Below are 23052 nucleotides of genomic sequence, written 5' to 3' on the forward strand. Positions count from 1 at the left end.
GAACTCCTTATGGTTGAACGAAGAAGGCCTGCTCCCAGAAGGGCAGGCCGTGTGTCGAGTGGCGTGAAAGCAAACCCGGCATTCGTCGTCGGCGGGCGGAATCCCCGACATTTTCCCGTGACCGCCGGGACGTGACATAGCATAGGCAGGTGGGCGGTCAGAAACTGAGCTCGCCGTAACACCAGGTGGCGGGGGGCTGACGAGGACGCCCAGGGCGAGGTCCTTCAGGTACATGGGGCATGGGGCTGGTCTGGAACGTGCGCCCGGTCACCAGCATGGCGGCGTATTCGTCGACCTTGGTCAGGTAGCGGGCGATGTAATCCAGCCCGCGCTGCTTCTCAAAGTCGTGATAGTCGATGCGCCCCAAGGCGTTGTAGTGATAGACGTTCTCAGCATTGCGATTGCAGTTGAAGTAATGCCCTTGTCCTCCAGTTATCGAGCGCGCCCACAGCTCGCCGATACGCCGGGCCTGGGTAATGTCTTCCTGCACCTGGTGGCCATCGAAGAAGAACACGAAGTGATAATGGAAGCCTTTCTTGGGCTTCCACTCCAGCTTCCAGGCATAGCCGAGCAAGTGCTTGAAGAGCGGGTTCGTGTGGAATGCCTGACACAGCTGCTCACGATGGTAGCGTGCTGTCTCGTAGTCGACGTAGGGGCCATCATGTTCGCTATAACTTAGATCCACTCTCAGTACCGTCAGGCGGCTATGGCGAGCGAACAGGGCGTCCATCAAATGCCGGAGACGCTGGTAGTTGTTGCGGCTATTGCGGCGATTCCGGCTGCACTCGTAGGCAAAGTCCGGCTGCTTCAGGCATTGATACCAGGCCGTCAGTCGTTGGTTAAGTTCCAAAACCGTTTGCTCTGCTACCTGCCGGCTCATGGTGGGAGGCTGGTGAAACCCTGCCTCGCGCAGGTACGCACTGCTCGCAAACGCCCACAGAAAACGCAGAGCGTAGGGGCTCGGCCGATAGTGCTGACCGATATCGGTCTCTTTGAACATCGTCACCAGCACCGCATAGAGCGTGGTCAGCGTGTCCAGCAAGGCATCCGGGGCCAGCACCACGATATCGCTGCCGTAGCCATCCGGCAGGATCATCCGCTGGCTGTCCAGCAAGGCCTCTGTCGTCGCCAATGCCTTGAGCTGGCGATCCACCTCGATCAAGTCCTGTCGCCACAAGTGGTGGGACAGCGTGGCGATCTCCTGGCCCAGGGCGGTGGTTTCCAACACGGTACTGTCCATGCCCTGGCAGATGGCCAGCAGGTCGGTTTCGTTCAGGGAGTCGTCGTAAACATCATCGTACATGGGAAAAGGCCTCTCTTGATGGTCGTGGAGCGTTCTGCTCGTACCATCGCCGAGGCCTGTAGAAATTTACGTCACCACCGGGTAACGGGTCAGGCCACTAGGCAGGAGGCCTGCCCTTCGCTACCACAGATTCCCTACCTGAGGACGTGTCGTGATTCGGCTTCGCCGTCACTCCCTCGATACTCTGCGGTCTCTTTCTGTCGGGGAGGTCGGTGCGATCCTTTGAGGGATCGTCCCTCCCAGTCTTTCGCCTCCCTCTACTGTTCTGCCTTGTGGGCTCTTACTACGTGAGCCCTATGCACTCTCTGAGTCTCTGATTATCCCTATTAGGACTATTAGTTATCTTTTATAGAACTACTTGTTATAACCAATAACATACAAAGCCAAATTAGCATGGGTGGCTCAGGTAGAGACTACGGGGAGAAAAGGGCACTCAAGGTCGGTATCCACCAGGAAGTTGGGCCGTAAGCGATTGAAAAAGTTAGTGTCGAAGACAAGACTTTCCACTGGGCGGCTGTCTGCCCCACCTACCGATTCGATTCAAAAAAATCTCAGCCCTGTATTACCTCCATGAAGCTATCAGGCGATAGCTTCGATGAACGCTCACACCACGACTCAGGAGGTAAGTGCATGTCGATCCATTGTCCGAGCTGCGGCTCGCATCACGTCATCACGCGCAACATCGGTCGCAAGATCGGCGGCACGACCGGAGCGGTGGCGGGTACGGCGTCAGGCGCTGCCGGTGCTTTGTCAGGGGCCAAGGCCGGTGCCCTGGTCGGTGCGGTGGGTGGTCCCCTGGGGGCCACCATTGGCAGTCTGGCCGGGGCCGTCTTTGGCGGGCTGGTCGGGGGCACTGCAGGCGGGATCGCCGGTGCCCGGTTGGGTGAGGAGCTGGACACCAAAGTGCTCGACAACGTTGAGTGCTGTCGCTGCCATCACACCTTCCGGCCCCACGCCGAGTAACCATGGAGCGTGTCGCTCCGCTCCCGGTTGTCTCTTTCTCTCGTCTTTTCCTTTCACACGCAATCACGGTTAGCCCGCTGCCCTGGGGTGGCGGGCCTGTATGTCGTGATGAACACTCAAGCAGGAGTCATTCCCATGGCACATCAAATCGAACAGATGGCATATGTCGGCGATACCCCGTGGCATGGCCTAGGGCAGCAACTCTCGCGTCATCAACCGCTGGAGGTGTGGCGTCAGCAGGCCTGCATGGACTGGCACATCAAGGAGTCCCCGGTACGTTTTATCGCCGATGGGGCCGGTCACCTGGGCAGCATCCACTCCTTTCCGGAACAGAAGGTGCTTTACCGCTCGGATACGCGGGCCCCGCTGTCGGTAGTCTCCCAGCGCTATAAGGTGGTCCAGCCTGAGGAGGTGTTGGAGTTCTACCGGGACCTGACCGAGTACGCCGGTTACGAACTGGAGACCGCCGGGGTGCTCAAGGGTGGGCGCAAATTCTGGGCGCTGGCCCGCAGTGGCCTGGGAACGGCGCTGAAGGGGCAGGATCAGGTCAATGCCTACCTGCTGCTGGCGACCTCCTGCGACGGGTCGCTGGCCACGGTAGCCACGCCCACCTCGGTGCGGGTGGTGTGCAACAACACCCTGACCATCGCGGTGGACGGCATGAGCCAGGGGGTGAAGGTGCCGCACAGCACGGAGTTCAATCCGCAGCGGGTCAAGCAGCAGTTGGGCATTTCGGTCTCGCAGTGGGACGACTTCATGTATCGCATGAAGACCCTGGCCGAGCGCAAGGTTAGCCAGGAGGAAGTGAAGACCTACTTCCAGGCGGTGATCTGCAACGCCGAGGAACCGCTTGACGATCCTTCCAAGCTGCCCAACGTCCGCGCCCTCAATCGCGTGCAGAAGCTCTACCACGGCGAGGGGCGGGGGTCGCAGCTGTGCACGGCCCAGGGCACCGCCTGGGGGCTGCTGAACGCCATCACCGAGTACGTCGATCACGAAAAGCGGGCCCGCAGTAATGACTACCGCATGGACTCGGCCTGGTTCGGCCAGGGGGCGAGCCTCAAAGACAAGGCACTCGACTCCGCCATGGCCCTGGTGACCTGAATCTCATCAGAGATGACGTACCCCTTGCGGTCCCGTCCACCAAGCTCACTTATCCCTTTCACGGCATAGCGCCCGACCCCACCAGGTCGGGCGTTTTCGATTCTGGAGGTCTCATGCCACTTCCTCTCTCACTGGAGGCCTGCCGGGCGCTGACGCAGCTGGCGCGTCAACTGCTCGGTGCTGGCCAAAAACAAGCCCAGACCCACGTGATGGCCCAAGGCCAGGTGTTTCGCGTGGTCGTGTCACTGGAGCCGGTCCCTGCCGATCAGCTCCAGGACGTCTTCAAGCACTATCAGTAAAGGAGGTCACATGACCACACCCAGCCAAACCCCACGCAGCAAAGCCAATGGCCGGGCTCCAGCTACCCGCAAGGCGCCGGTCACCGAGGCGGTACCGAACCCGGCATCACCGCTTCAAGAAAGCACTGCAATCATACAGGTGATCGAGAGAGCGGCCCTCAATCCCGAGGTCGACATCGACAAGATGGAGCGCCTCTTGCAGATGCAGGAGCGCGTGCTCGATCGCCAGGCGCTGATGGCTTACAGCGCTGCCATGGCAGCCATGCAAACGGAGCTACCAAGCATTGTCGAGCGTGGCCAGGGCAACAACGGGGCCTACGCCACCCTGGAGGATATTGTCGACACCGTCAGGCCGATCATGAAGCAGCACGGCTTCGCGGTGAGCTTCCGTATCCAAACCCATGAGCGTGGCATCCAGGTCACCGGTGTGCTGATGCACAAGGACGGCCACCGTGAGGAGACCAGCATGCTGCTGCCGGCCGATACCAGCGGCAGCAAGAATGCCGTGCAGGCCTTCGGTTCATCGACCAGCTACGGCAAGCGCTACGTTCTGTGCGCCTTGCTCAATATCACTACCCGGGGCCAAGACGACAACGGCCATGGCGCTGCGCCGCCGATGAAAGTGGTCACGCCCTTCCAGGCGAGTCAGCTCCAGCAACTGATCACTGCTTGCCCCGTGACCACTCAGGAGTGGTTTGTCGGCAAGTACGGCGACGTGGCGCAGGTGCCGCGCAGCGACTTCGACAAGCTGCGTGCCTCTTTGCACAAACGCGCCGTGCCTCAGCGTCAACGCCACTGACCCACCCCAGAGCCTATTCATCCCAACCACCATCACCCAATCCATGACGCCAGCATATACCGGCGAGGGAGTGCCCTCGCCGGTATGCCGTGGTGTCTCGAAGGAGGTTCGTCATGCAGATCCTGACACTGGAACAAGGCACGCCCGAGTGGCATGCTGCTCGTCTCGGCATCGTCACCATGTCCGAACTGAAGACGCTGCTGGTCAAGGGTAAGGGACCGGGAGGCTTCGGAGCCGGTGCCTTCAGCTACATGCATCAGCTGATCGGTGAGCGCATCACCGGGGAGCCTTCGGATGTCTTCCAGGGCAACGTCCACACCCAGCGAGGCCACGAACTGGAGCCAGTGGCCCGCGAGCTCTATCACGAGGCCACCGGCCTGCCTCGTCTGGAGCAGGTCGGCATCATCTTGAACCACGGCGTGGGCTACTCGCCGGACTGCCTGGTGGACAGCCACGGCCTGGTGGAGAACAAGACCAAGCTCCCCAAGTACCAGATCGAGCTGCTACTGGCTGATGAGCTGCCTCAAGAGCACGTGGCGCAGTGCCAGGGCGGCCTGTGGGTCAGCGAGCGGGAGTGGATCGATTTTGTAAGCTACTGGCCCGGCATGCCGCTGTTCATCAAGCGCGCCTACCGGGATGAGGTGCTGATCCGCAGCATCGCCGAGCGCGTCGAGGCGTTCTACGAGGAGCTGGAAAGTCGTATGGCCATGATCATGGCGGCCTGAAAAATACGCGAAGTGTGACAGTCTTTCCCTCTCAGTCAGCCGTTGAACGCTAAGTGAGCATAGTTCCTACCAGTGTGTTCTAAAACGACGGTCTAACGCTCGCTTGTAAGTATTCGACGCTAAGTTGCTGAGCCTATCTCGGTAATTACATTTATCTAATGAGTTTCATTGCTGGCCCGCTGGGCCAGCAATGGGGTAAAACGAAATATTTTTTTTGTAAATTGGTATAAAAACAAAAGATCTACCACTATAGATAAAATAAATTCGTTGTTACAAGCTCTGCTGATCATCATAAGAGAGAGTTAATACAGAAATTGTCATTTTTTCACGATGTCTAAAGCTTTTTTTGCTCGCTCTTTATGACTACCTTCACCAACCTTGTCAAGATTTTCAAAATCCCCTCGTAACGCCTTAAGTGCGTATCGCTCGTGATCAATTTCAGCCGATGTTCGAATGCCGCGATTGCGGAATATAACGACAGGTGGGCACCATCCTTGAATCGCATGCTGAAGAAGGAACCCAGACACTGCGAAGGGTAGAGCCAGCCAGCGTTTATTAACCAATACGCCAAGACTGATCCCAACGAGGCTAATAGTAGCAGCGTTTGCCTCGAGCGTTCGCTCTATATCCCACTCGTGGTCTAGTTCACTAAGCCGTTGATCAATCTCATTGGGGTGTTCGGAATAATAAACGATGCTTTGCATCGTCTTTTTCTGAATTTCATAATTAGCTTGCTTAGATGTATTGTTTTCAACGCGTGAAGTGGTAGATGGAAGCATAAATCCTCCTGTGGATTACTTTGGCTAATTTAAGGTTTCGCCTCAACGCCTGGAATCGGAGATGTTGGTCTTGGAAATTCACCGTGCAAAGCGTCTACGCCTGACTGTGGCTTAGCTAACGGCACAAGGTCTTGCCGTGCTCTACGCCGCTCTGCGGTATCGATATTCATATCCTCATCACGTTCCTCGATTAACCCTGGGTTCGCCTCGCCGTCGCGGTTGAACGACCATGCTAAAGATGGCTCTCCGAGAGGTAAGGAAGCTTCTGCACTGTTGGTTTGCGCAGTATCCCAAGTATGCCATGTCTTTCCATAGCTATTTATCTTGCTTTTCATAAGCTCATGTTCAGCTGCCTGGGGTAGATTAGGAGCCACCAGCTGGCCGGAGAGGATTTCGCCGTTATGGGGATGCCAATACTGTTTTTCTTCCTCTGGAAGTCTCTCGAAAAGTTCTTCAGAGATAATGTATTCAATCCCGTTTAGCTTTGCGTCGCCAGAATTTCCATCGTAGAGTGCGCATTGCAAAAAATCTTCATTTACCTGATCGCAAAAGTGGTGAGCTTCAAACTGATGCACTGGCTCCTGTTTCAACGGATGGAAACCTACCAGATAAATTTCAAGCCGCGATGGTGGCTCATCCGTCTGCATTGCACTCGCCCCAGCTTCTAATAGTCGAGCCTTCGCACCCACTGATTCGCCAGGTGCCTCTACGTTCGAGCGGGCCTCACCCATGCCGGTACAGCCGACCAGCGTAAGCATAGACACGCCTAACGCTGAATATTGAAGCTTTCTAAAATTGATCATATACTCACCAATTTTTTGGTTATATTAAAATTCCTTCTGGTTAGCGTAGTAAATCCTTCCTGCTTTTGTGTAAAAAAGGGAAATGAAAAGATTCAATGAGTTTTTTTTCGGTAAATTCTAGGGTTATAGCAAGCCGGCATGCTTAGTTGGCTGCACACCTAATTTTATTCCTGCCTAGGTAAGCTTTGATAGATGCCTGCCCAGCGTTTCTGTATTTCCTCATATAGGTTGGGTTTGTATTCGATTCTTCTTTCGATTGGATATAATAGATTTATGTTTCTGTCGCTTGCCGTTAATAGGTCTAGGAGCTGAATATAGTCTACGGACGCTTCCTTTTCCTTTGTTACTTCCGCTAGTCGAGTTAGTGAGCTGAGCAATGCGTCTATACCTTTTCTGTCATAAGAAAAAGTTGAAAATGACTGCACGTATAACCGATCATTCTCCCAAGCGACTTTGAAATTTTCATCTATTACATTGACTTGCGTTCCATTGGGGATTTTTTCAAAAAGTGCTTCGATATCCTCCGCATGCATGCGGATACAGCCACGACTTGCGCGCATGCCGATACCATCTGGACGATTGGTACCATGTATGAGATATCCCGGTAAATCGAGCAATATCGCATGGCTTCCGAGCGGGTTATCGGGGCCAGGGGGAACCACAGAAGGCGGAGGATCACCTCGTTGAGCAGCTTCTTCTCGCATTGAGCGTGGCGGATACCAGGCTGGGTTTTCAAGTCGCATAGTCGTCTGGGTAATTCCTAGCGGAGTATTGAAACCATCTCGTCCGATGCCGATCGGGTAGGTCTCGACCCAGCGCGTAGCTTCATTTTGGGTTGGCGGATAGTAGTAAAGCCGAAGTTCGGCGAGATTAATGACGATGCCTTCCTGCGGAGCATTGGGTAGGATATGCCTCGCGGGAATAATGATTTCTGCTCCTTCGCCAGGTGTCCAAAGGCTAGTGTCTGGATTTGCTGCGCGTATTTCTTCGTACCCCACACCGTGCTCTCGGGCTATGTCTAACAAAGTTATATCTTCTGTAAGAGTAACCGAATATTCCTCGCCAATGATTTGGGTCTCTTTCGCTATCTGATATTTATTGGAAGATGGCTCGCTATCATTTGCAAAAGAAACGTTGACTATCGCTAACGTTGTCAGTGTAGGGCACAATACTGCAATAGATTTTGAAAAATTATAAACACGGCGTGTGTTACGAGAGAGTAAGGACCTCATGAAGATTCCTAGAGAATAGAAAGACGCTGAGTATTCCATACGGTCCTTCCTATAGGCAAGAAAAATCGGCATGCAGGATAATTTTTTACCGATAATGTTGCGTTAATCCTAGGCTGTCATGATGGCAAAAAATGCTACAGGAGTTCACCGATGAGTAGCGAAATTCGCACAAAACTAGAGCGGCTCTGTTATTTTTTTCTGGTTCTTACGTTGTCTGCATTATTACCAATGGCAAGCGCATCCGAAGAGGGCTTTCTTCATGTGGATGACGCGTTTCAGCTAAGTATCGCCCAAGAGGGAGAGCAGATATTATTGCGCTGGGATATTGCCGATTCTTATTACCTGTATCGACACCGACTCGGCATCGAAGGAAAGCCCTCCTCAATTGTGGTGTCCGAGTTGCCGGCGGGAGAAAGCATTAATGACGAGTTCTTTGGCGATTCACAAGTTTATTACGAAAGCGTGGAAGTTCGCGTCGATCCTCAAGAGGCTGAAGAACTAGAACTGAGTTGGCAAGGGTGCGCCAAGGCGGGTCTATGCTACCCGCCACAACAACGCGTTGTAGCGGTAGGCGACTTGATGCAAAACGGCAGCTTGCCTTCGTCTTCTTTACCCAGCCGCGCGAGCACTACTGATAGAGATGAAACAGCCGAACCTGACGCGACATCCGCTATGGCCGAGGATCAACGTCTCGCTGCTTCCTTGGCAGCCGGTAATACTCTATGGATCCTGACAGCTTTCTTTGGCATGGGGCTACTGCTGACGTTCACGCCTTGCGTGCTGCCTATGGTGCCTATCCTGTCTAGTCTTATCGTCGGTGGGGGGCATCATGCCGGGCGTGGGTTGCTTTTATCTTTGGCTTTCGTACTCCCCATGGCGTTGACTTATTCCCTTCTCGGCGTGGCCGCTGCCTTAGCGGGTGCCAACCTACAGATACTTTTCCAGCATCCCGTTTTCATCAGCGTATTCGCTGTACTCTTCGTCCTCTTGGCAATGGCCATGTTTGGTTTTTTTGAAATGCAGCTTCCTGCCGTTGTGCGTCACCGGCTGGATCGATTGCAGCAGCGGCAGCAAGGGGGGCGAATGATGGGGGCGGCCATCATGGGTACGTTGTCCGCTTTGCTCGTTGGCCCATGCATGACCGCACCGCTTGCCGGGGCGCTATTGTATATCGCTGAAAGCGGAAATGCGCTGCAGGGCGGGACCGCGCTGCTTTCGCTAGGGCTTGGGATGGGGACGCCCTTATTACTGGTTGGGCTGGTAGGTCCACGCCTGTTGCCCAAACCTGGCCTATGGATGGTACGAGTGAAAGCGCTGTTCGGATTCGTCCTGCTGGGTATGGCGATATGGTTCGCCGAACGGATCCTGCCAGCTTGGGTTGTCGTTGGGCTATGGGGTGCTCTGGCTATCATCATTGCCATGTCGCTTTGGCAAGTAGCTGCTACGACACAGCCAGCGGCAACATCGCTGGCGGCACGCAGCTCGGCATTAATCATCGGTATATGGGGAGCCGCATGGGTACTCGGCGCAGCGGGAGGTAGTGAAAGCCTCCGACAGCCTCTGGGCTTTCTACAGCAATCCCGGTTGGGCGATTCTACCTCCGAGACATCATTATCATTCGAAGAGATCGATACCCTCGAACGGCTTCAGGCTGCTATTCACCAAGCCAGCGCCGAAAATAGATGGACCATGGTGGATTTTACTGCTGATTGGTGCGTTTCCTGCGATGTGATTGAAGAAGAAGTGTTTCAGGACCCCAACGTTCAGCAGGTCTTGGCTGGAGTCACTCGTCTACAACCCGACGTTACGGAGAATTCGGCGAAAGATCGAGAAATCATGCAAGCCTTTGGCATTTTGGGCCCACCAACGATCATGTTTTTCGGTCCCGACGGGCAAGAGCGCCGTGCTAACCGAGTTATAGGTGAACTAAGCGCTGAAGACTTTCTTGAAAACTTGAAAAGCGCAGGGCTGACTCCCTCTATTAAAAGTGCTGCTGAAGGACGAGATGCATGAATTCAATCAATCAAAGTCTTGCTATTGGTCCAGTGGGCATGAGCTTAAACCTATTATTGCTTTTTCTTGCTGTCGCAATTGCCCTCCTAGTGGGCGGAATTATGGGACGGCGTCATCGAACTGCGATCGGTGATCAGTTGATTAACGTGCTGTTGATCGCCTTAATCGTTGCGCGAATTGTGTTCGTAGTGCGTTACTTCGAGCATTACAGTAGTCCTCTCGGCATGTTGGATATTCGCGATGGCGGGTTCGATATCCTGGGTGGACTTATTGCCGGCCTTGGCTATGTGGCGTGGCGGCTCTGGCGTTCTCCTAACCTCCGTACACCTTTACTTGGTGCTTTAACGGCAGGGGGTATTACTTGGATGCTAACGGTGGGCAGCCTTATGCTCCTCGAGGAAAAAGCTCGCCCGTTACCAAAAACGCCATTATGGACCATCGAGGGCAACCCTACTGTACTTGACGAGTTCGCCAAGCGCGAAGGCACGCCCATGGTGATTAATCTCTGGGCCACCTGGTGCCCCCCTTGTCGTCGCGAAATGCCAGTTTTGGAGGCTGCGCAGCAGGAAGAAGACGATATTGCCTTCGTTTTCGTCAATCAGGGTGAGGACAAGCAGCTTATTGAACAATTCCTGATTGCGGAATCGCTGGAGCTGGAGAACGTCATGCTCGATCCCAGCACCGCCCTCGGTGAAGAAACTGGTTCCATGGCCATGCCGACGACCTTTTTCTACGACGCCCAGGGGCAACTCGTCGATACCCATCTTGGCGAATTGTCATCAGCCACACTCAAGCGCGGACTGGAAAAGCTGCGCTGAGAAACATTACTTTAGGAGTATTGCATGTCGCTACGACTTAGTTCTTCTGTTCTAGCATTGGCGTTCGTTGGGGCTATCCCCATAGCGGTGGCAGAAGAATGGCCTGACCCCATCCAGGCCATCGCCAACCAGGGCTTGACTATACATGGTGACTTTGAAGCGCCCAGTGGCCTCACCGGGTATGCCGCAAGCTATCAGGGACAGGAGATTGCCGTATACCTGACCGAAGATGGCAAGCATGCCATCGTTGGGAATCTTGTCGATGCGGAAGGCAACAATCTGTCCCGAGAACCGCTGAGCGCAATGGTCCGTGGCCCTCAGGATGCGGAAATCTGGTCCGACCTCGAGGAGAGCCATTGGGTACTCGACGGGGATCCAGATGCGCCACGCGTCGTCTATACGATCACCGATCCCAACTGCCCCTACTGTAAACAGCTGTGGCAAGAAACTCGCCCCTGGGTAGAGGCGGGCGAAGTCCAGTTGCGACACATTCTGGTGGGCATCTTGCTCGAGGACAGTCCACAAAAAGCCTTGGCTATCCTTGAGTCCAATGATCCGGCCAGGGCGCTGCATGAGCACAACCAGGGCGACACTCCACCAGCAAAAGAACGCTTTTCCCCTGAGACAGAGCAGACCCTGTACGAAAACCACCAGTTAATGCAAGGGCTGGGGCTGCAAGCTACGCCCAGCACCTTCTACCAAGTCGAGGCAGGGATAGAAGTCATACAAGGCTTGCCGAATGATGAGCGCCTGCAAGAAATCATGGGCGGCCCCGCTCCCTGACAGGGCAACAGCGTTTCCAGCTTCCCGCAGATTGCCGTAGCTATGTGGGAAGCTTGCAAAAAGGACTGTAAGCCTTCGCTACGACTTACGTCGTTTGGTAACACGGTCTTTTTGTTTATTCGGAAATGGTCTAACCTTTTATCATATTGATCTAACGGGGCGAGGCGTTATGCACATCCATGCGGAATCGCCAGGGACGCCCAAGGTCGCTGGCTTCTTTGACCCACGCACGTTCAGCGTTCAGTACGTGGTGAGCGACCCTGCCACCAGACGCTGTGCCATCATCGATCCGGTACTCGACTTCGATGAGAAATCGGGTGCTACCGCAACCTTCCATGCCGATGAGCTCTTGGCTTATGTCGATCGGCATGGGCTTGAAGTTGAGTGGATCCTCGACACGCACCCCCACGCCGATCATTTCTCAGCGGCCCGGTACCTGAAGGAAAAAACCGGGGCGCCTACTGCGATTGGCGTCTATGTCAAGGGTGTCCAGGCCTTATGGAAAGACCTATACAACTGGCCGGACTTTCCGGATGACGGACGCCAGTGGGACCACCTGTTTGCCGAGGGCGACACCTTCCGTGTGGGCGAGGTAGAAGGCCGGATCATGTTCTCGCCCGGCCATACCAAGGCGTCGATCACCTATGTCATCGGCGATGCGGCTTTCGTACATGACACGCTGTTTCAGCCGGATGGCGGCACGGCCCGTGCCGATTTCCCCGGGGGCAATGCCCACAAGCTATGGGATTCCATCCAGGCCATCTTGGCACTGCCGGACAACACTCGGCTGTTTACCGGTCATGACTACATGCCCGGCGATCGCGAGCCGGAGTGGGAAAGCACGGTGCGTACCCAGCGTGAAGCCAACATTCATCTCCAAGGCTGTCCGACCGCAGATAGCTTTATTGCCATGCGCAACGAGCGTGATGCCAAGCTGCCCATGCCGAAACTGATTCTGCACGCCTTGCAGGTCAATATTCGGGGCGGTGCCCTGCCAGAGCCAGAGGAGAACGGGCGTCGCTACCTGAAGATTCCCCTCGATGCTTTACCGGGGGCCGCCTGGGGTGAGGCGCGCTCCTGAAGTGACAAGGAGGTAACCCATGGACATCAAGCCGCTCGATAATCGTCTTTACGTGACGGCACAACCTCGATTCGACGAACTCGAACAGCTCGCCGAGCAAGGCTTCCGTACGATCGTCTCTAACCGTCCTCGCGGCGAGAGCGACGATCAGCCAGACTTTGACGCCATGAAAACCAAAGCAGAGTCATTGGGCATGGCCTGGCACGAGATCCCCGTTAAGCCCGGTGAGTACGCACAGGCAGACATCGATGCCTTTGCCGATGTGTTGCATACTTCAAAGGCACCCGTGCTCGGCTTCTGCCGTACCGGCAAGCGCGTCTCTCATTTGTGGGCGTTATCGCTTGCCCCGCGGCGTCCAGTTTCCGAGCTTATCGCATCGGCCAATGCGGCTGGCTATGATCTGGAGCCCTTGCGCGGCAGACTTGAACAACAAGCCAAACAGTCAAAGGGCGATTCTGCGTCGTGAGCGTGCTATGGCCCGCCTGAAACGCTATCTGCCCATACTCCAATGGCTGACAGGCTATGGGCGCGATACGCTGGCCAACGATTTGTTAGCAGCGGTGATTGTGACCGTCATGCTGATCCCGCAGTCGCTGGCATACGCCATGCTGGCGGGTCTCCCCCCCGAGGTGGGGCTGTATGCCAGCATCGCTCCGCTGTTCGCTTATGCACTCTTCGGGACCAGCCGCACCCTAGCCGTAGGGCCGGTGGCTGTGGTTTCACTGATGACAGCGGCGGCTATCGGTCGTGTCGCCCCGCAGGGGTCGCCAGAATACTTGGGAGCTGCCCTGGTACTGGCGCTGATGTCTGGCCTTATTCTTACCCTTATGGGTGTGGCGCGGCTGGGCTTTCTGGCTAACTTTCTCAGCCATCCGGTCATTTCCGGATTCATTACTGCATCTGGGTTGATCATTGCTGCCAGCCAACTGAAGCATTTGCTGGGTATCGAGGTGTCGGGCCACAATCTGATCGAAGTATCGGGCGGCCTGGTCGAAAGCTTACGACTGACCCACTGGCCTACGCTGCTCATCGGTATTGGTGCCCTGGCATTTCTTTATGCTTCGCGTCGCTGGATGGGGCCGGGGTTACGCCGTCTGGGGCTGCCAGCGGGCAGTGCCGATATGGTGGTGCGCGCCGCGCCGATTCTCGCCGTGGCGGTCACCACACTAGCGTCTTGGGGCCTGGAGCTTGGCGAACGTGGCGTGGCGGTCGTGGGTGAGGTTCCGGCGGGCCTGCCACCGCTGAACCTGCCGAGTCTCGATATGACGCTGTGGCGCGAGCTGTTCGTGGCGGCACTGCTGATCAGTGTGGTTGGCTTCGTCGAATCGGTGTCGGTGGGCCAGACACTGGCCGCCAAGCGGCGCCAGCGCATCGACCCAGATCAGGAACTGGTGGGGCTCGGGGCGTCAAACATCGCGGCCTCGTTTACCGGTGGCATGCCGGTCACCGGCGGCTTCGCCCGCTCGGTGGTCAACTTCGACGCTGGTGCCGAAACCCCCGCCGCCGGGGCTTTTACCGCGGTAGGGATCGCCATCGCCGCTCTGCTTCTGACACCATTGATCGCTTATCTACCCATTGCCACCTTGGCGGCGACCATCATCGTGGCGGTACTGTCACTGGTCGATTTTTCCGCCATACGTCGTACCTGGGCCTATTCACGCTCTGATGCGATGGCCATGCTCGTGACCATGATCGTCACCCTGGGACATGGTGTGGAGAGCGGCATCCTGGCCGGTGTGGGGCTATCCCTGGCCCTGCATCTCTACAACACCAGCCGCCCTCATAGCGCGGTGGTGGGCCGGCTACCAGGTACCGAACACTTTCGCAACGTGAAGCGTCATCGAGTCGAGACGGATCCGCGTCTGGCCATCCTTAGGGTCGATGAAAGCCTCTACTTCGCCAACTCGCGCTACCTTGAGGATTTGATCATGTCGTTGGCGTCACGCGAGCCGGGGCTTGCCCACATCGTGCTGGCGTGCCAGGCGGTCAACACGATCGATGCTTCGGCGCTCGAAAGTCTTGAGGCGATCAACACCCGCTTGCGGGATGCAGAGGTCAAGCTACACCTGGCCGAGGCCAAAGGACCGGTGATGGATCGCCTGAAGCATACTGACTTCTGCCGCGAGCTGACCGGGCGTGTGTTTCTCAGTACCTTCGATGCCTGGCGTTATTTGCGCGGCGAATCGCAACACCTTGGACAACCCTGCGGTGGGACGGAGTTGGCCAACGCAGGAAATCCGGACTGATTGAAGCTTAAAATGTAGGGAGGTTACGCGTGGACTGGACATCAAATTTGCAGGGTCTGTTTGGCGGCATACTCATCGGCATTTCTGCCACTTGGTTGATGGCTACCCTAGGGCGTGTAACAGGAATCAGTGGCATTGCCGGTACGTTAGTGACAGCGCGCCCCAAGGGCGACAGCGCCTGGCGGGCCGCGTTCTTGGCTGGCCTGGTTACCGGTCCTATCCTACTCGTTCTGGCTGGGGGCGACCTAGGAAACGTTGTGAATGAGCCAAACGAAATTATCGGCGATCCTGCCGGTGGTGTGCTGTCGATGTTAATTGCAGGTTTACTGGTCGGCGTCGGGACGGGGCTCGGCAGTGGCTGTACCAGTGGCCATGGTGTATGCGGCTTGGCACGCTTATCGCCGCGCTCAATGGCGGCTACCGGCACGTTCCTGCTTAGCGCTGTGGTGACGGTTTATGTCGCTCGCCACATCGTGGGAGGTGGGGCATGAAAGCTCTGATGGGCTATCTTGCAGGTCTCATGTTCGGCCTGGGACTCGCCATCTCGGGCATGACCGATCCGGCACGTGTCCTAGGTTTCCTGGATATCGCCGGCGAATGGGATCCTACGTTGATCTTCGTGCTGGGCGGGGCCGTTGTCACTACCTTCATCGGCTATCGGCTAGTGCTTCGTCGGAGCAGCCCCCTTTTCGGCGACGCGTTTCAGTTACCCACAAAGCGTGAACTCGATGGTCGTCTGCTCGGTGGCGCCACGCTATTCGGCATCGGCTGGGGGCTTTCGGGCTACTGTCCGGGACCTGCCATCGCCTCGATTGCAGGGCTGACAGCCCCTCTCGCCGCCATGCTCTTGGCAATGATTGGTGGCTGGTGGCTTGCCAGACGCGTCTAGCTGATTACCACCGCTCTCCGTACAGGATCAATCATGCACGTGCTACTTATCGAGGATGATACCCTCGTCGCGTCCGGCATTCAGGCAGGTCTCGAAGCTTATGACTTTGTGGTAGATGCCTTCGCCACGCTGGCTGAGGCTCGCATGGCCATGAAAGATGTCGCTAGCGACATCGCGATACTTGACCTCAGCTTGCCCGATGGCGACGGGTTAACTTTGCTCAAGACATGGCGAGCTGAAAAGCGCAATATCCCCGTACTCATTCTGACGGCTCGAGATGCCGTTCCGGATCGTGTGGCAGGGTTAACGGCTGGTGCGGACGATTATCTGACCAAGCCGTTTGATCTCGACGAACTCGTTGCGCGGTTGCACGCCCTGTTGCGCCGGTCGTCGGGACGCTCCAGTTCCTTGATTGAGCACGGTTCCTTAAGCCTGGATCCACTTTCGCGGTGCGTCACGGTCGCAGATGAAGTTATTCCTTTATCGCGTCGGGAATTGATGTTGCTAGAGACATTTCTTCAATCACCTCGCAGCGTGTTAACGGCTGACCAGATCAAGGATCGCCTGTACGGCATGAGCGATGAACTCGAGAGCAATGCGCTGAACGTTCATATCCATAACTTGCGCCGTAAATTAGGCAGTGGAGTCGTCGAAACGGTACGTGGGCTTGGGTATCGCCTGGGCAAGCCAGACGCCATTGATCCACCAAGGTGAGCTGAAGCGAAAAACGATGAGCTTACGCACCCGCCTACTTCTCACCCTTGGGCTGACGTTAACCCTGCTTTGGGGACTTGCAGCCACCTGGCTGTTGCGCGACCTACATACCCAAGTGGAGTTGACGCTGGATAAGCGTCTCGCCCAATCGGCACGCATGGTGGCCGGCCTGATGGAACAATTACCCCCAGAAGTGTGGGGTCGCATCGATCATGACGCGTTGACGATACCTCCAATTGAAGGCTTAGCGTGTCAGATTCACTCACCACGCGGTGAAGTCATTGCCCGCTCTCACGCCGAAATGGACGATATTCTCGCCCCTGGCGAGCAGGGTTACACCTACCGCAAGGAAGCTGGAACGACGTGGAGAGTATATACCTACGAACGAAACGGCATGATCATTACCACCGCTGACCGCATGGATGAGCGCGACATTCTTCTACGCGATGTCATTAAGGTAGCGGTAGTCCCGTTTCTCACAGCCTTAGTGGGCAGTATGGGAGCGCTATGGCTGGGCGTGCTGCGCGGCCTGAAACCACTTGGCCGTTTGCGTAATACGTTGGCCAGGCGTCATCCTGAGGCACTGACAACCGTAAGCTTGGAGGGAGCGCCTAGCGAACTACGGCCTTTGATCCTGACACTCAACAGTCTTTTGCTCAGAGTCCATAAGGCTATGGTGCGTGAGCAGCGTTTCACCAGTGACGCGGCCCATGAACTCCGCACGCCCTTAACGGCCATCAAGACGCATCTTCAAGTCGCCAGGCGGGTCGAAGGAGAAGCGGCTGAGCGCGCCTTGAGCTATGCCGAGGAAGGGGTGGCTCGCATGGTACGCATCTTGGAGCAGCTCCTGTTGTTGGCACGTGTCGAGGGGCGGACTGCGTTTGAGGACGGTGAAGCTTGCACCTTGGAGGATGTCATTTCGTTGGCGATACAGGATGCTGCAACGCATGCTGAGACGAATCGAATCGATTTCAGCCCCGTCTTTTCTTCCGCCGAACTGGAAATGCCTCGAGAGTTGGCGGTTGCTGCACTGCGTAACCTTATCGATAACGCCTTGCGCCACGGCGATTTAACCGAGCCAGTCAAAGTGACCGTAGAACTGCAGACACACCCATCCAGGTCATGGGCCACCCTAAAGGTGAGCAACTACGGCGCAGTGTTGAATGACGAGACGCTGGCAAACCTGACCGAGCGTTTCTGGCGCTCTAGCCGTGATGGTGGAAGTGGTCTGGGGCTAGCGATTGTCGTTGCGATTGCAGAGCGTTTTGAGGGAGCTCTGCATTTTAAAAGGCCCGTTCAGGGTGGTTTAGAGGCGAGTTTGATCTTGCCGGTGCGCCCACTTTCGGTAACCGTCCGGTGAACACACCTTGAATCACCCCTGCTTAAAGCTGGACAGCTCGGAAGCGCCAAGCTGCCGGTGCCGCGAAGTATCTTAGCCAGCGTGAGTTTGACGGGCCCCGGTTTTAATGAGGGAACATTGCTCCAACCGCACTGGTTGCGTTTTGGTTGCCGACTGGGTGAATTTGGTGTGAGCCAAGCAATGAGTGGAAATTCATAAGCTATTGAATTACTGGAGACATGCGTTGCAGGCGCGTTCCCCAAAATGGCTTGGTTGCACTCATAATCCCTTGGTCGCTGGTTCGAGTCCAGCTGGGCCCACCAAATTTCCTTCCCGCTCCATCCCAGAACATGCCATAAACCCCGCAACCATGGGCTTCATTGGTTGGGCGACGTTTCATGACATGTCAGAAAGATTCTTGACATGCCCCCTCCAAAGGGGGCATCAATGGGGGCACAACCACATGATGCCCATTTGGTGCCCCCATGAGCCAACGCCAGACCAACAAACTGACCGCCACCGCTGTGCGCAACGCCAAGCCTCGCGATAGGACCTATCGCTTAGCCGATGGGGGCGGTCTCTATCTGGAGGTGACTCCGTCCGGCGGAAAATATTGGCGGCTGAAGTACCGCTTCCACGGGAAGGAGAAGCGCCTGGCTATCGGCGTCTATGGCTCGAAGGACGGCGAGGTATCGCTTGCTCAGGCCCGGGACGAGCGGGACAAGGCAAAAAAGCTGTTAGCTCAAGGTTCAGATCCCAGCACCGTCAAGCGTATCGCCAAGCTGGAGGGCAAGGCCAGTGTGGCGAACACCTTCAGGGCCGTAGCGACAGAATGGCTGGAAGAAGTTCACAAGCATAATGTCGTGCCGACGCACTACAGCAAGAACAAGAGCCGGCTAGAACGTGATGTTTATCCTTACCTGGGCAGCCGACCTGTAGCGGACATCACCCCGCTCGAATTGCTGGAGTGCTTGCGCAAGGTCGAGAAGCGGGGGCACCTGGAGACCGCGATTCGCATCAAGACCGTTGTGGGCCAGGTCATCCGGTATGCCGTCACCACGGGACGAGCTGACCGTGACCCAACGACCGACCTGCGAGGCGCCTTGCGACAGCCAACAGTGAGCCATTACGCGGCCATCACCGATCCCGAAGAACTCACCGGGCTCCTCCGTGCAATTGATGGCTATCGCGGCCAGCCTGTCACGATCGCTGCTCTGAAGCTGGCTACCTTGCTGTTCGTGCGTCCCGGTGAGCTGCGCCATGCGGATTGGAAGGACTTCGATCTCGATGAAGCAACCTGGAGCTTCCTGCCTAGCAAGAACTCACCGCCGCTGATTGTGCCGCTACCCCGGCAGGCCGTGGCGATTCTTCGTGAACTCTATCCTCTCACCGGTCGCGGACACTTTGTCTTGCCTGGCCTGCGCAGCAGCAAACGCCCGATGTCCGGGAACACGATGAAGGGCGCCCTGGATTCCATGGGGTACAAGGGAAGACAAACCGCTCACGGCTTCCGGGCCACGGCGAGAACAATCATCGCTGAGCGCTTGGATTACCCCGAGCATTACGTTGAGCAACAGCTGGCTCATAAGGTGAAAGATGCTAATGGCCGAGCCTATAACCGGACCAAATTTTTGGATCAGCGGCGGGAGATGCTGCAAACGTGGGCGAACTACTTGGACGAACTTCGTGAGGGGCTGGATAACGCTGAGCAGTATCGTCATGGCAGAGAAGACGAGTCACGCAGAAACGCAGCTCTTGCGGCTGGCTAGGGCGCCGCTGATGGCGTCTGCAGACCGCTAGCAGGGCTCTCAAACAAGCAGCTGTCACCGAGTGGGATGCGTATCGGCTCATCGAGATGAGGTGCCGAAGAGCGGCGCAGACAACCAAATGTCGAGTTGGTGAGTGTTGTACCCCTTATAGAAGGCGAGCCAAAGAAAATTACCTTCAATTGAGGAACGTACCATGCGACTGATTCGCCGACCTGAGGTTTTGAAGCGCTGTGGTTTCAGCAACTCGACCATGCATCGTCTTATCAAGGCCGAAGACTTTCCATCACCAGTACTGTTAGGGAGCCGGGCTGTGGCCTGGGTTGAGGAGGATGTCGATGCCTGGATCCGTGAGCGTATCGATGGGCCGGATGACGACTGATTGTTCCCATGCCTGCAAGTAGCTGCTAGATCATCTGAGACTCACTGTCGCTCTACAGCAGCGGCGGTGAGCTCTACTGCGCCTAGCGGCCTGGCCGAGGTACTTCCCCGAACAGACCCTGCCTTCTGCCGCCATGCTTGCTCCAAGCATGGCGGCCTGCACCTTCCGACCTCCCGCGAGCCACTGCCCCATCCGGTACACTCCCCCTATCTGGGCTTTGCGTGTACTTTGTGACCACAGACCAAGAGCTTGCTTGAGAACCTATGCGCTCGCAGATATTCTCTTTCGTCTGCGTTGCTCTGGGAGCCTGATGCAGCCTGGGCCTAGCGTATAGGCTGCATGAATCAGCTTATAATCTGTGGTGGTGGCGTCCGAGATGTGCGGAAACCAATGGCTTCATTTTCTGGATAACGCGGCCTACCACATGGGGTGGGGGCGGCTGGATTTGGTGCATGAGTCGATAGTGCATGGCTGAAGGCCGGAATCGACCCAAAGCGGTCATGCTGGCAAAGGCAGCTGGCACGTCCATTCGTGTTATGCCGCCGGCACGATGATTGGTGTTATGTAGCCAAGCTATACGTAATTGTTCGATATATCCATGCCTTAGGGGCCTTGCGTGCGAGCGGCATAACGTTCTTGAAAGCGCGCGCTCGTTGTAGTCAATAAACAAGCGCGTTGACTAATACCTCTTAAGAGTACATGGGAGACTCAGTGAATACTGAAAGAGCAGAAAAGATACTGGCACTTCAGCTTGATTGGGTTAGAACAGCTGATTCGAAGGTGCCACCATTATTTGCGATAAACATTGCCATGTTAGGTTTGTTGGCGGCATTAATTAAGATGCTTCCCGTATGGACCATATCTACAGCTGTTGCATGCAGCATTTCGGCTATTCCGATATTGCTTAGCTTGGGTTTTCTGGCGCTTGCTATTTTCCCTCGTTTAGATGGGCCTAAAGAGTCGAATGTATTTTTCGGGGGGATTTCGAAACAATCAGAAGCGAAATTCAAAGAAAACTTCTTTAAGGCTAGCGACTCAGAAATTCAAGATGACTTACTTGGACAAGCGTACCGAAATGCAGAGATAGCAGCGAAAAAGTACGCGAATGTTAAGCTTGCTTTCATGTTCACATTTTTCAGCGTCTTGCCTTGGGTTTTTGCAGTCTATTTTCTTTACGTATAACCAGGAATCGGAAATGTCTTTAAAGGATGATCTAGATGCGCAGGTTAAAAAGATATTCAAAGAGCAGTGGTCAGAGAGAGATGGGAAAGTTGTTCCTGAGCCAAGTGATCTAAAGCTTAGTAACGATGCTGTAAAACTAGATGGTGTTGTTCTCTATGCAGATATGTCTGAATCCACAAAGCTTGTGGACTCGAAGAAGGCTTTTTTTGCCGCAGAGGTTTACAGATCGTTCCTTCACTGCGCCGCGAAAATAATACGTTCGGAAGGTGGCGATATTACCGCCTATGATGGTGATAGAATCATGGCTGTATATACAGGCGACACAAAAAATACATCTGCCGCTAGAGCCGCTCTAAAAATTAATTATGCAAGAATTAATATAATTAATCCCGCGCTCAAAACACAATATCCTAAAGCTGCGTACGAAGTAAAACACACTGTAGCAGTTGATAGCTCTAAGCTTTTTGTTGCTCGAACGGGAATACGGGGGTCAAACGATTTGGTTTGGGTTGGGAGAGCGGCGAACCATGCTGCAAAGATGGGCAGCTTATCCAATGCCTATCCATCCAGAATAAGTTCAGATGTGTACGATATGCTGCACGAATCAGTTAAATTCTCCAAAGGGAAGCCGATGTGGGAAAAAGTAACATGGACCGACATGGATCGCACAATATACAGGTCTACTTGGTGGTGGAGTATCTCTTAACATGTCTATCAACTTCGCGCCCTTGGCGCCGGACGCAGCAAAGCTGCGCCGGTTATTGAAGCGTTAAAAGGTAAAGCATGGAAAGTAGAGCTCGCAGAAAATACGCTTCGATGATGTGGGAATGTCGCTATAGGGTAGAAACACTGCGTGATTTCATATCCGGAAAAACTCACTGCACCTATCTCCAGACCACGATCGAGTCAGAAGCCCTTCAGTTACGGAAATTGCTTGAGTTGATTGCGTTCTCCTCGCTAGTGTCATACCAAGAGGCCTACCGTTCCGTGAGAAAAGATATTGCGAAGGATTGGCATGCGGCTAGGATCTTGCGCAAGATTGAGAGCATCAACCCTGATTTCTATCCAGTCCCGATAGACGGTTTCGATAGACAAGGCTGGCATAGAGTTCAGGGTGGGTACCTTACAAGAAAACAGTTCGAACGGTTATACGATGAATGTGGAGCTATGCTTCACTCTCAAAATCCGTTTTCAAAAGGGAAGAGTTCATCGACCTTTCATAAAAAGGTGCCTGGTTATTTGGGCAGAATTGAGACCTTGTTGTCAGAGCATTTGGTGGAGCTTGCTGAATCACGAGAGCTCATTCACGTGATCGCTCCGATGGAAGAAAATGCACCAATCCAGGTACGCCACTTAGTACGGGAATCGAACCACGTTTAACAAGTCACGGAAGGCGGGCGCGCAAGACGCGCCGCTTCGTTCAGCGTTGAATACCAGAAAAATCTCAATGACCGCTCATGGCCGATAGCGGCAGTATGCGATATGGTCGTTTTCTTTACGCACTCCGCCCTGGAGAGCGTAAAGAAATTGCGTAAATATTTCTACTTTCAGAAAAGGTGCGTTTTCTTTCGATTGCTTGCGAACTACTAAGGAATCCTTGGTAGTTGCCGCCTCATCCAAGCCAGCCGGCCTCCAGCGACCGCAGACAGCGGCACAGCACCTCGGCACGGCCCGCAGCCATCAGCTGCTCAGCGGTTCGGTAATCGAACACATCGATTGGCTCGTTGTGGAACCAGGTGCGGGCTTGAGTTCTCGAGCCGCAGACCCGCTCGGCGGCGTCCAGCACTGCCGCTGTGTCTTTTTCAATAGCGCTGGGTTCTGTCATGGGCCAC

Annotated in this window: 25 protein-coding genes; 20 read left to right on the top strand and 5 right to left on the bottom strand. The window is 55.2% G+C overall.

What is annotated here, in order from left to right; translation table 11 throughout:
* Positions 1-157 precede the first annotated feature (157 nt).
* Positions 158-1303 (bottom strand): YagK/YfjJ domain-containing protein, encoded by a 1146-nt coding sequence (locus QPM17_RS21530; RefSeq protein ID WP_285393765.1) that lies wholly within the window; start codon positions 1301-1303, stop codon positions 158-160.
* A 630-nt stretch (positions 1304-1933) separates the two neighbouring features.
* On the opposite strand from QPM17_RS21530, the gene QPM17_RS21535 reads away from it, so the two are divergent.
* The 5 genes from QPM17_RS21535 (at position 1934) to QPM17_RS21555 (ending at position 5193) form a co-directional block, all read left to right on the top strand.
* Positions 1934-2266 (top strand): hypothetical protein, encoded by a 333-nt coding sequence (locus tag QPM17_RS21535; protein WP_285393767.1) that lies wholly within the window; start codon positions 1934-1936, stop codon positions 2264-2266.
* 135 nt (positions 2267-2401) lie between these two features.
* A complete protein-coding gene (locus tag QPM17_RS21540; protein WP_285393769.1) occupies positions 2402-3370 on the top strand; it encodes a DUF932 domain-containing protein in 969 nt (322 codons plus the stop codon).
* A gap of 113 nt (positions 3371-3483) precedes the next feature.
* Positions 3484-3669, top strand: coding sequence for a hypothetical protein (locus QPM17_RS21545; RefSeq protein WP_111414537.1), 186 nt, complete (start codon positions 3484-3486; stop codon positions 3667-3669).
* A 10-nt stretch (positions 3670-3679) separates the two neighbouring features.
* Complete coding sequence (locus tag QPM17_RS21550; RefSeq protein ID WP_285393772.1) at positions 3680-4468, top strand: ERF family protein; 789 nt, start codon at positions 3680-3682, stop codon at positions 4466-4468.
* Positions 4469-4581: 113 nt separating this feature from the next.
* Positions 4582-5193 carry a lambda exonuclease family protein gene (locus QPM17_RS21555; protein WP_285393823.1) on the top strand — a complete coding sequence of 204 codons (612 nt, stop codon included), beginning with the start codon at positions 4582-4584 and terminating at the stop codon, positions 5191-5193.
* Positions 5194-5510: 317 nt separating this feature from the next.
* Here QPM17_RS21555 and QPM17_RS21560 read toward each other — a convergent pair whose 3' ends face one another.
* The 3 genes from QPM17_RS21560 to QPM17_RS21570 form a co-directional block, all read right to left on the bottom strand.
* Positions 5511-5972 (bottom strand): hypothetical protein, encoded by a 462-nt coding sequence (locus QPM17_RS21560; protein ID WP_285393774.1) that lies wholly within the window; start codon positions 5970-5972, stop codon positions 5511-5513.
* A 29-nt stretch (positions 5973-6001) separates the two neighbouring features.
* Positions 6002-6775 carry an OBAP family protein gene (locus QPM17_RS21565; protein ID WP_285393776.1) on the bottom strand — a complete coding sequence of 258 codons (774 nt, stop codon included), beginning with the start codon at positions 6773-6775 and terminating at the stop codon, positions 6002-6004.
* Between the two features lie 164 nt (positions 6776-6939).
* Positions 6940-8007: a L,D-transpeptidase family protein gene (locus QPM17_RS21570; RefSeq protein ID WP_285393778.1), complete on the bottom strand. Its 1068-nt coding sequence runs from the start codon at positions 8005-8007 to the stop codon at positions 6940-6942.
* A 150-nt stretch (positions 8008-8157) separates the two neighbouring features.
* Between QPM17_RS21570 and dsbD the strand changes: the two genes are divergently transcribed.
* The 15 genes from dsbD (at position 8158) to QPM17_RS21645 (ending at position 22600) form a co-directional block, all read left to right on the top strand.
* Positions 8158-10020, top strand: coding sequence for a protein-disulfide reductase DsbD (gene dsbD, locus QPM17_RS21575; protein ID WP_285393780.1), 1863 nt, complete (start codon positions 8158-8160; stop codon positions 10018-10020).
* Positions 10017-10838: a TlpA disulfide reductase family protein gene (locus QPM17_RS21580; RefSeq protein ID WP_111414542.1), complete on the top strand. Its 822-nt coding sequence runs from the start codon at positions 10017-10019 to the stop codon at positions 10836-10838. Before dsbD ends, QPM17_RS21580 begins: the two co-directional genes overlap by 4 nt.
* Before the next feature lie 24 nt (positions 10839-10862).
* On the top strand, positions 10863-11621 hold the full coding sequence (gene dsbG / locus QPM17_RS21585) for a thiol:disulfide interchange protein DsbG (RefSeq protein WP_111414543.1): 759 nt from the start codon (positions 10863-10865) through the stop codon (positions 11619-11621).
* 169 nt (positions 11622-11790) lie between these two features.
* Entirely contained in the window at positions 11791-12702 is a 912-nt protein-coding gene (locus QPM17_RS21590; protein ID WP_285393784.1) for an MBL fold metallo-hydrolase, read from the top strand.
* Positions 12703-12721: 19 nt separating this feature from the next.
* The gene (locus QPM17_RS21595) at positions 12722-13168 is read left to right on the top strand and encodes a protein tyrosine phosphatase family protein (protein WP_285393786.1); all 447 of its coding nucleotides are present in this window, start codon (positions 12722-12724) and stop codon (positions 13166-13168) included.
* A 7-nt stretch (positions 13169-13175) separates the two neighbouring features.
* Positions 13176-14948, top strand: coding sequence for a SulP family inorganic anion transporter (locus QPM17_RS21600; RefSeq protein ID WP_285393824.1), 1773 nt, complete (start codon positions 13176-13178; stop codon positions 14946-14948).
* 29 nt (positions 14949-14977) lie between these two features.
* A complete protein-coding gene (locus tag QPM17_RS21605; protein WP_285393788.1) occupies positions 14978-15439 on the top strand; it encodes a YeeE/YedE family protein in 462 nt (153 codons plus the stop codon).
* Positions 15436-15837 carry a DUF6691 family protein gene (locus QPM17_RS21610; protein ID WP_111414548.1) on the top strand — a complete coding sequence of 134 codons (402 nt, stop codon included), beginning with the start codon at positions 15436-15438 and terminating at the stop codon, positions 15835-15837. The genes QPM17_RS21605 and QPM17_RS21610 overlap by 4 nt, the downstream gene beginning before the upstream one ends.
* 33 nt (positions 15838-15870) lie before the next feature.
* Positions 15871-16551 (top strand): response regulator transcription factor, encoded by a 681-nt coding sequence (locus tag QPM17_RS21615; RefSeq protein WP_111414549.1) that lies wholly within the window; start codon positions 15871-15873, stop codon positions 16549-16551.
* Positions 16505-17911, top strand: a complete 1407-nt coding sequence (locus QPM17_RS21620) for an ATP-binding protein (protein WP_285393791.1) — start codon at positions 16505-16507, stop codon at positions 17909-17911. Before QPM17_RS21615 ends, QPM17_RS21620 begins: the two co-directional genes overlap by 47 nt.
* A gap of 464 nt (positions 17912-18375) precedes the next feature.
* Positions 18376-19659 carry a tyrosine-type recombinase/integrase gene (locus QPM17_RS21625; RefSeq protein ID WP_285393793.1) on the top strand — a complete coding sequence of 428 codons (1284 nt, stop codon included), beginning with the start codon at positions 18376-18378 and terminating at the stop codon, positions 19657-19659.
* Between the two features lie 193 nt (positions 19660-19852).
* Positions 19853-20038, top strand: coding sequence for a helix-turn-helix transcriptional regulator (locus QPM17_RS21630; protein WP_285393795.1), 186 nt, complete (start codon positions 19853-19855; stop codon positions 20036-20038).
* A gap of 711 nt (positions 20039-20749) precedes the next feature.
* Positions 20750-21220: a Pycsar system effector family protein gene (locus QPM17_RS21635; protein ID WP_285393796.1), complete on the top strand. Its 471-nt coding sequence runs from the start codon at positions 20750-20752 to the stop codon at positions 21218-21220.
* A gap of 13 nt (positions 21221-21233) precedes the next feature.
* On the top strand, positions 21234-21926 hold the full coding sequence (locus QPM17_RS21640; protein ID WP_285393798.1) for a hypothetical protein: 693 nt from the start codon (positions 21234-21236) through the stop codon (positions 21924-21926).
* A 281-nt stretch (positions 21927-22207) separates the two neighbouring features.
* Entirely contained in the window at positions 22208-22600 is a 393-nt protein-coding gene (locus QPM17_RS21645) for a hypothetical protein (protein ID WP_285393799.1), read from the top strand.
* Between the two features lie 232 nt (positions 22601-22832).
* On the opposite strand, the gene QPM17_RS21650 is transcribed toward QPM17_RS21645, so the two are convergent.
* Complete coding sequence (locus QPM17_RS21650; RefSeq protein ID WP_234251952.1) at positions 22833-23045, bottom strand: hypothetical protein; 213 nt, start codon at positions 23043-23045, stop codon at positions 22833-22835.
* Between the last annotated feature and the right edge of the window lie 7 nt (positions 23046-23052).

It is taken from the genome of Marinobacter azerbaijanicus (genome assembly GCF_030250645.1).
GTDB lineage: Bacteria > Pseudomonadota > Gammaproteobacteria > Pseudomonadales > Oleiphilaceae > Marinobacter > Marinobacter azerbaijanicus.

What these genes read in the sequence shown, in the direction of transcription:
- QPM17_RS21530 (WP_285393765.1), bottom strand. Translation starts at nt 1,303, where the DNA reads ATGTACGATGATGTTTACGACGACTCCCTGAACGAAACCGACCTGCTG.
- QPM17_RS21535 (WP_285393767.1), top strand. Translation starts at nt 1,934, where the DNA reads ATGTCGATCCATTGTCCGAGCTGCGGCTCGCATCACGTCATCACGCGC.
- QPM17_RS21540 (WP_285393769.1), top strand. Translation starts at nt 2,402, where the DNA reads ATGGCACATCAAATCGAACAGATGGCATATGTCGGCGATACCCCGTGG.
- QPM17_RS21545 (WP_111414537.1), top strand. Translation starts at nt 3,484, where the DNA reads ATGCCACTTCCTCTCTCACTGGAGGCCTGCCGGGCGCTGACGCAGCTG.
- QPM17_RS21550 (WP_285393772.1), top strand. Translation starts at nt 3,680, where the DNA reads ATGACCACACCCAGCCAAACCCCACGCAGCAAAGCCAATGGCCGGGCT.
- QPM17_RS21555 (WP_285393823.1), top strand. Translation starts at nt 4,582, where the DNA reads ATGCAGATCCTGACACTGGAACAAGGCACGCCCGAGTGGCATGCTGCT.
- QPM17_RS21560 (WP_285393774.1), bottom strand. Translation starts at nt 5,972, where the DNA reads ATGCTTCCATCTACCACTTCACGCGTTGAAAACAATACATCTAAGCAA.
- QPM17_RS21565 (WP_285393776.1), bottom strand. Translation starts at nt 6,775, where the DNA reads ATGATCAATTTTAGAAAGCTTCAATATTCAGCGTTAGGCGTGTCTATG.
- QPM17_RS21570 (WP_285393778.1), bottom strand. Translation starts at nt 8,007, where the DNA reads ATGAGGTCCTTACTCTCTCGTAACACACGCCGTGTTTATAATTTTTCA.
- dsbD (WP_285393780.1), top strand. Translation starts at nt 8,158, where the DNA reads ATGAGTAGCGAAATTCGCACAAAACTAGAGCGGCTCTGTTATTTTTTT.
- QPM17_RS21580 (WP_111414542.1), top strand. Translation starts at nt 10,017, where the DNA reads ATGAATTCAATCAATCAAAGTCTTGCTATTGGTCCAGTGGGCATGAGC.
- dsbG (WP_111414543.1), top strand. Translation starts at nt 10,863, where the DNA reads ATGTCGCTACGACTTAGTTCTTCTGTTCTAGCATTGGCGTTCGTTGGG.
- QPM17_RS21590 (WP_285393784.1), top strand. Translation starts at nt 11,791, where the DNA reads ATGCACATCCATGCGGAATCGCCAGGGACGCCCAAGGTCGCTGGCTTC.
- QPM17_RS21595 (WP_285393786.1), top strand. Translation starts at nt 12,722, where the DNA reads ATGGACATCAAGCCGCTCGATAATCGTCTTTACGTGACGGCACAACCT.
- QPM17_RS21600 (WP_285393824.1), top strand. Translation starts at nt 13,176, where the DNA reads ATGGCCCGCCTGAAACGCTATCTGCCCATACTCCAATGGCTGACAGGC.
- QPM17_RS21610 (WP_111414548.1), top strand. Translation starts at nt 15,436, where the DNA reads ATGAAAGCTCTGATGGGCTATCTTGCAGGTCTCATGTTCGGCCTGGGA.
- QPM17_RS21615 (WP_111414549.1), top strand. Translation starts at nt 15,871, where the DNA reads ATGCACGTGCTACTTATCGAGGATGATACCCTCGTCGCGTCCGGCATT.
- QPM17_RS21625 (WP_285393793.1), top strand. Translation starts at nt 18,376, where the DNA reads ATGAGCCAACGCCAGACCAACAAACTGACCGCCACCGCTGTGCGCAAC.
- QPM17_RS21630 (WP_285393795.1), top strand. Translation starts at nt 19,853, where the DNA reads ATGCGACTGATTCGCCGACCTGAGGTTTTGAAGCGCTGTGGTTTCAGC.
- QPM17_RS21640 (WP_285393798.1), top strand. Translation starts at nt 21,234, where the DNA reads ATGTCTTTAAAGGATGATCTAGATGCGCAGGTTAAAAAGATATTCAAA.
- QPM17_RS21650 (WP_234251952.1), bottom strand. Translation starts at nt 23,045, where the DNA reads ATGACAGAACCCAGCGCTATTGAAAAAGACACAGCGGCAGTGCTGGAC.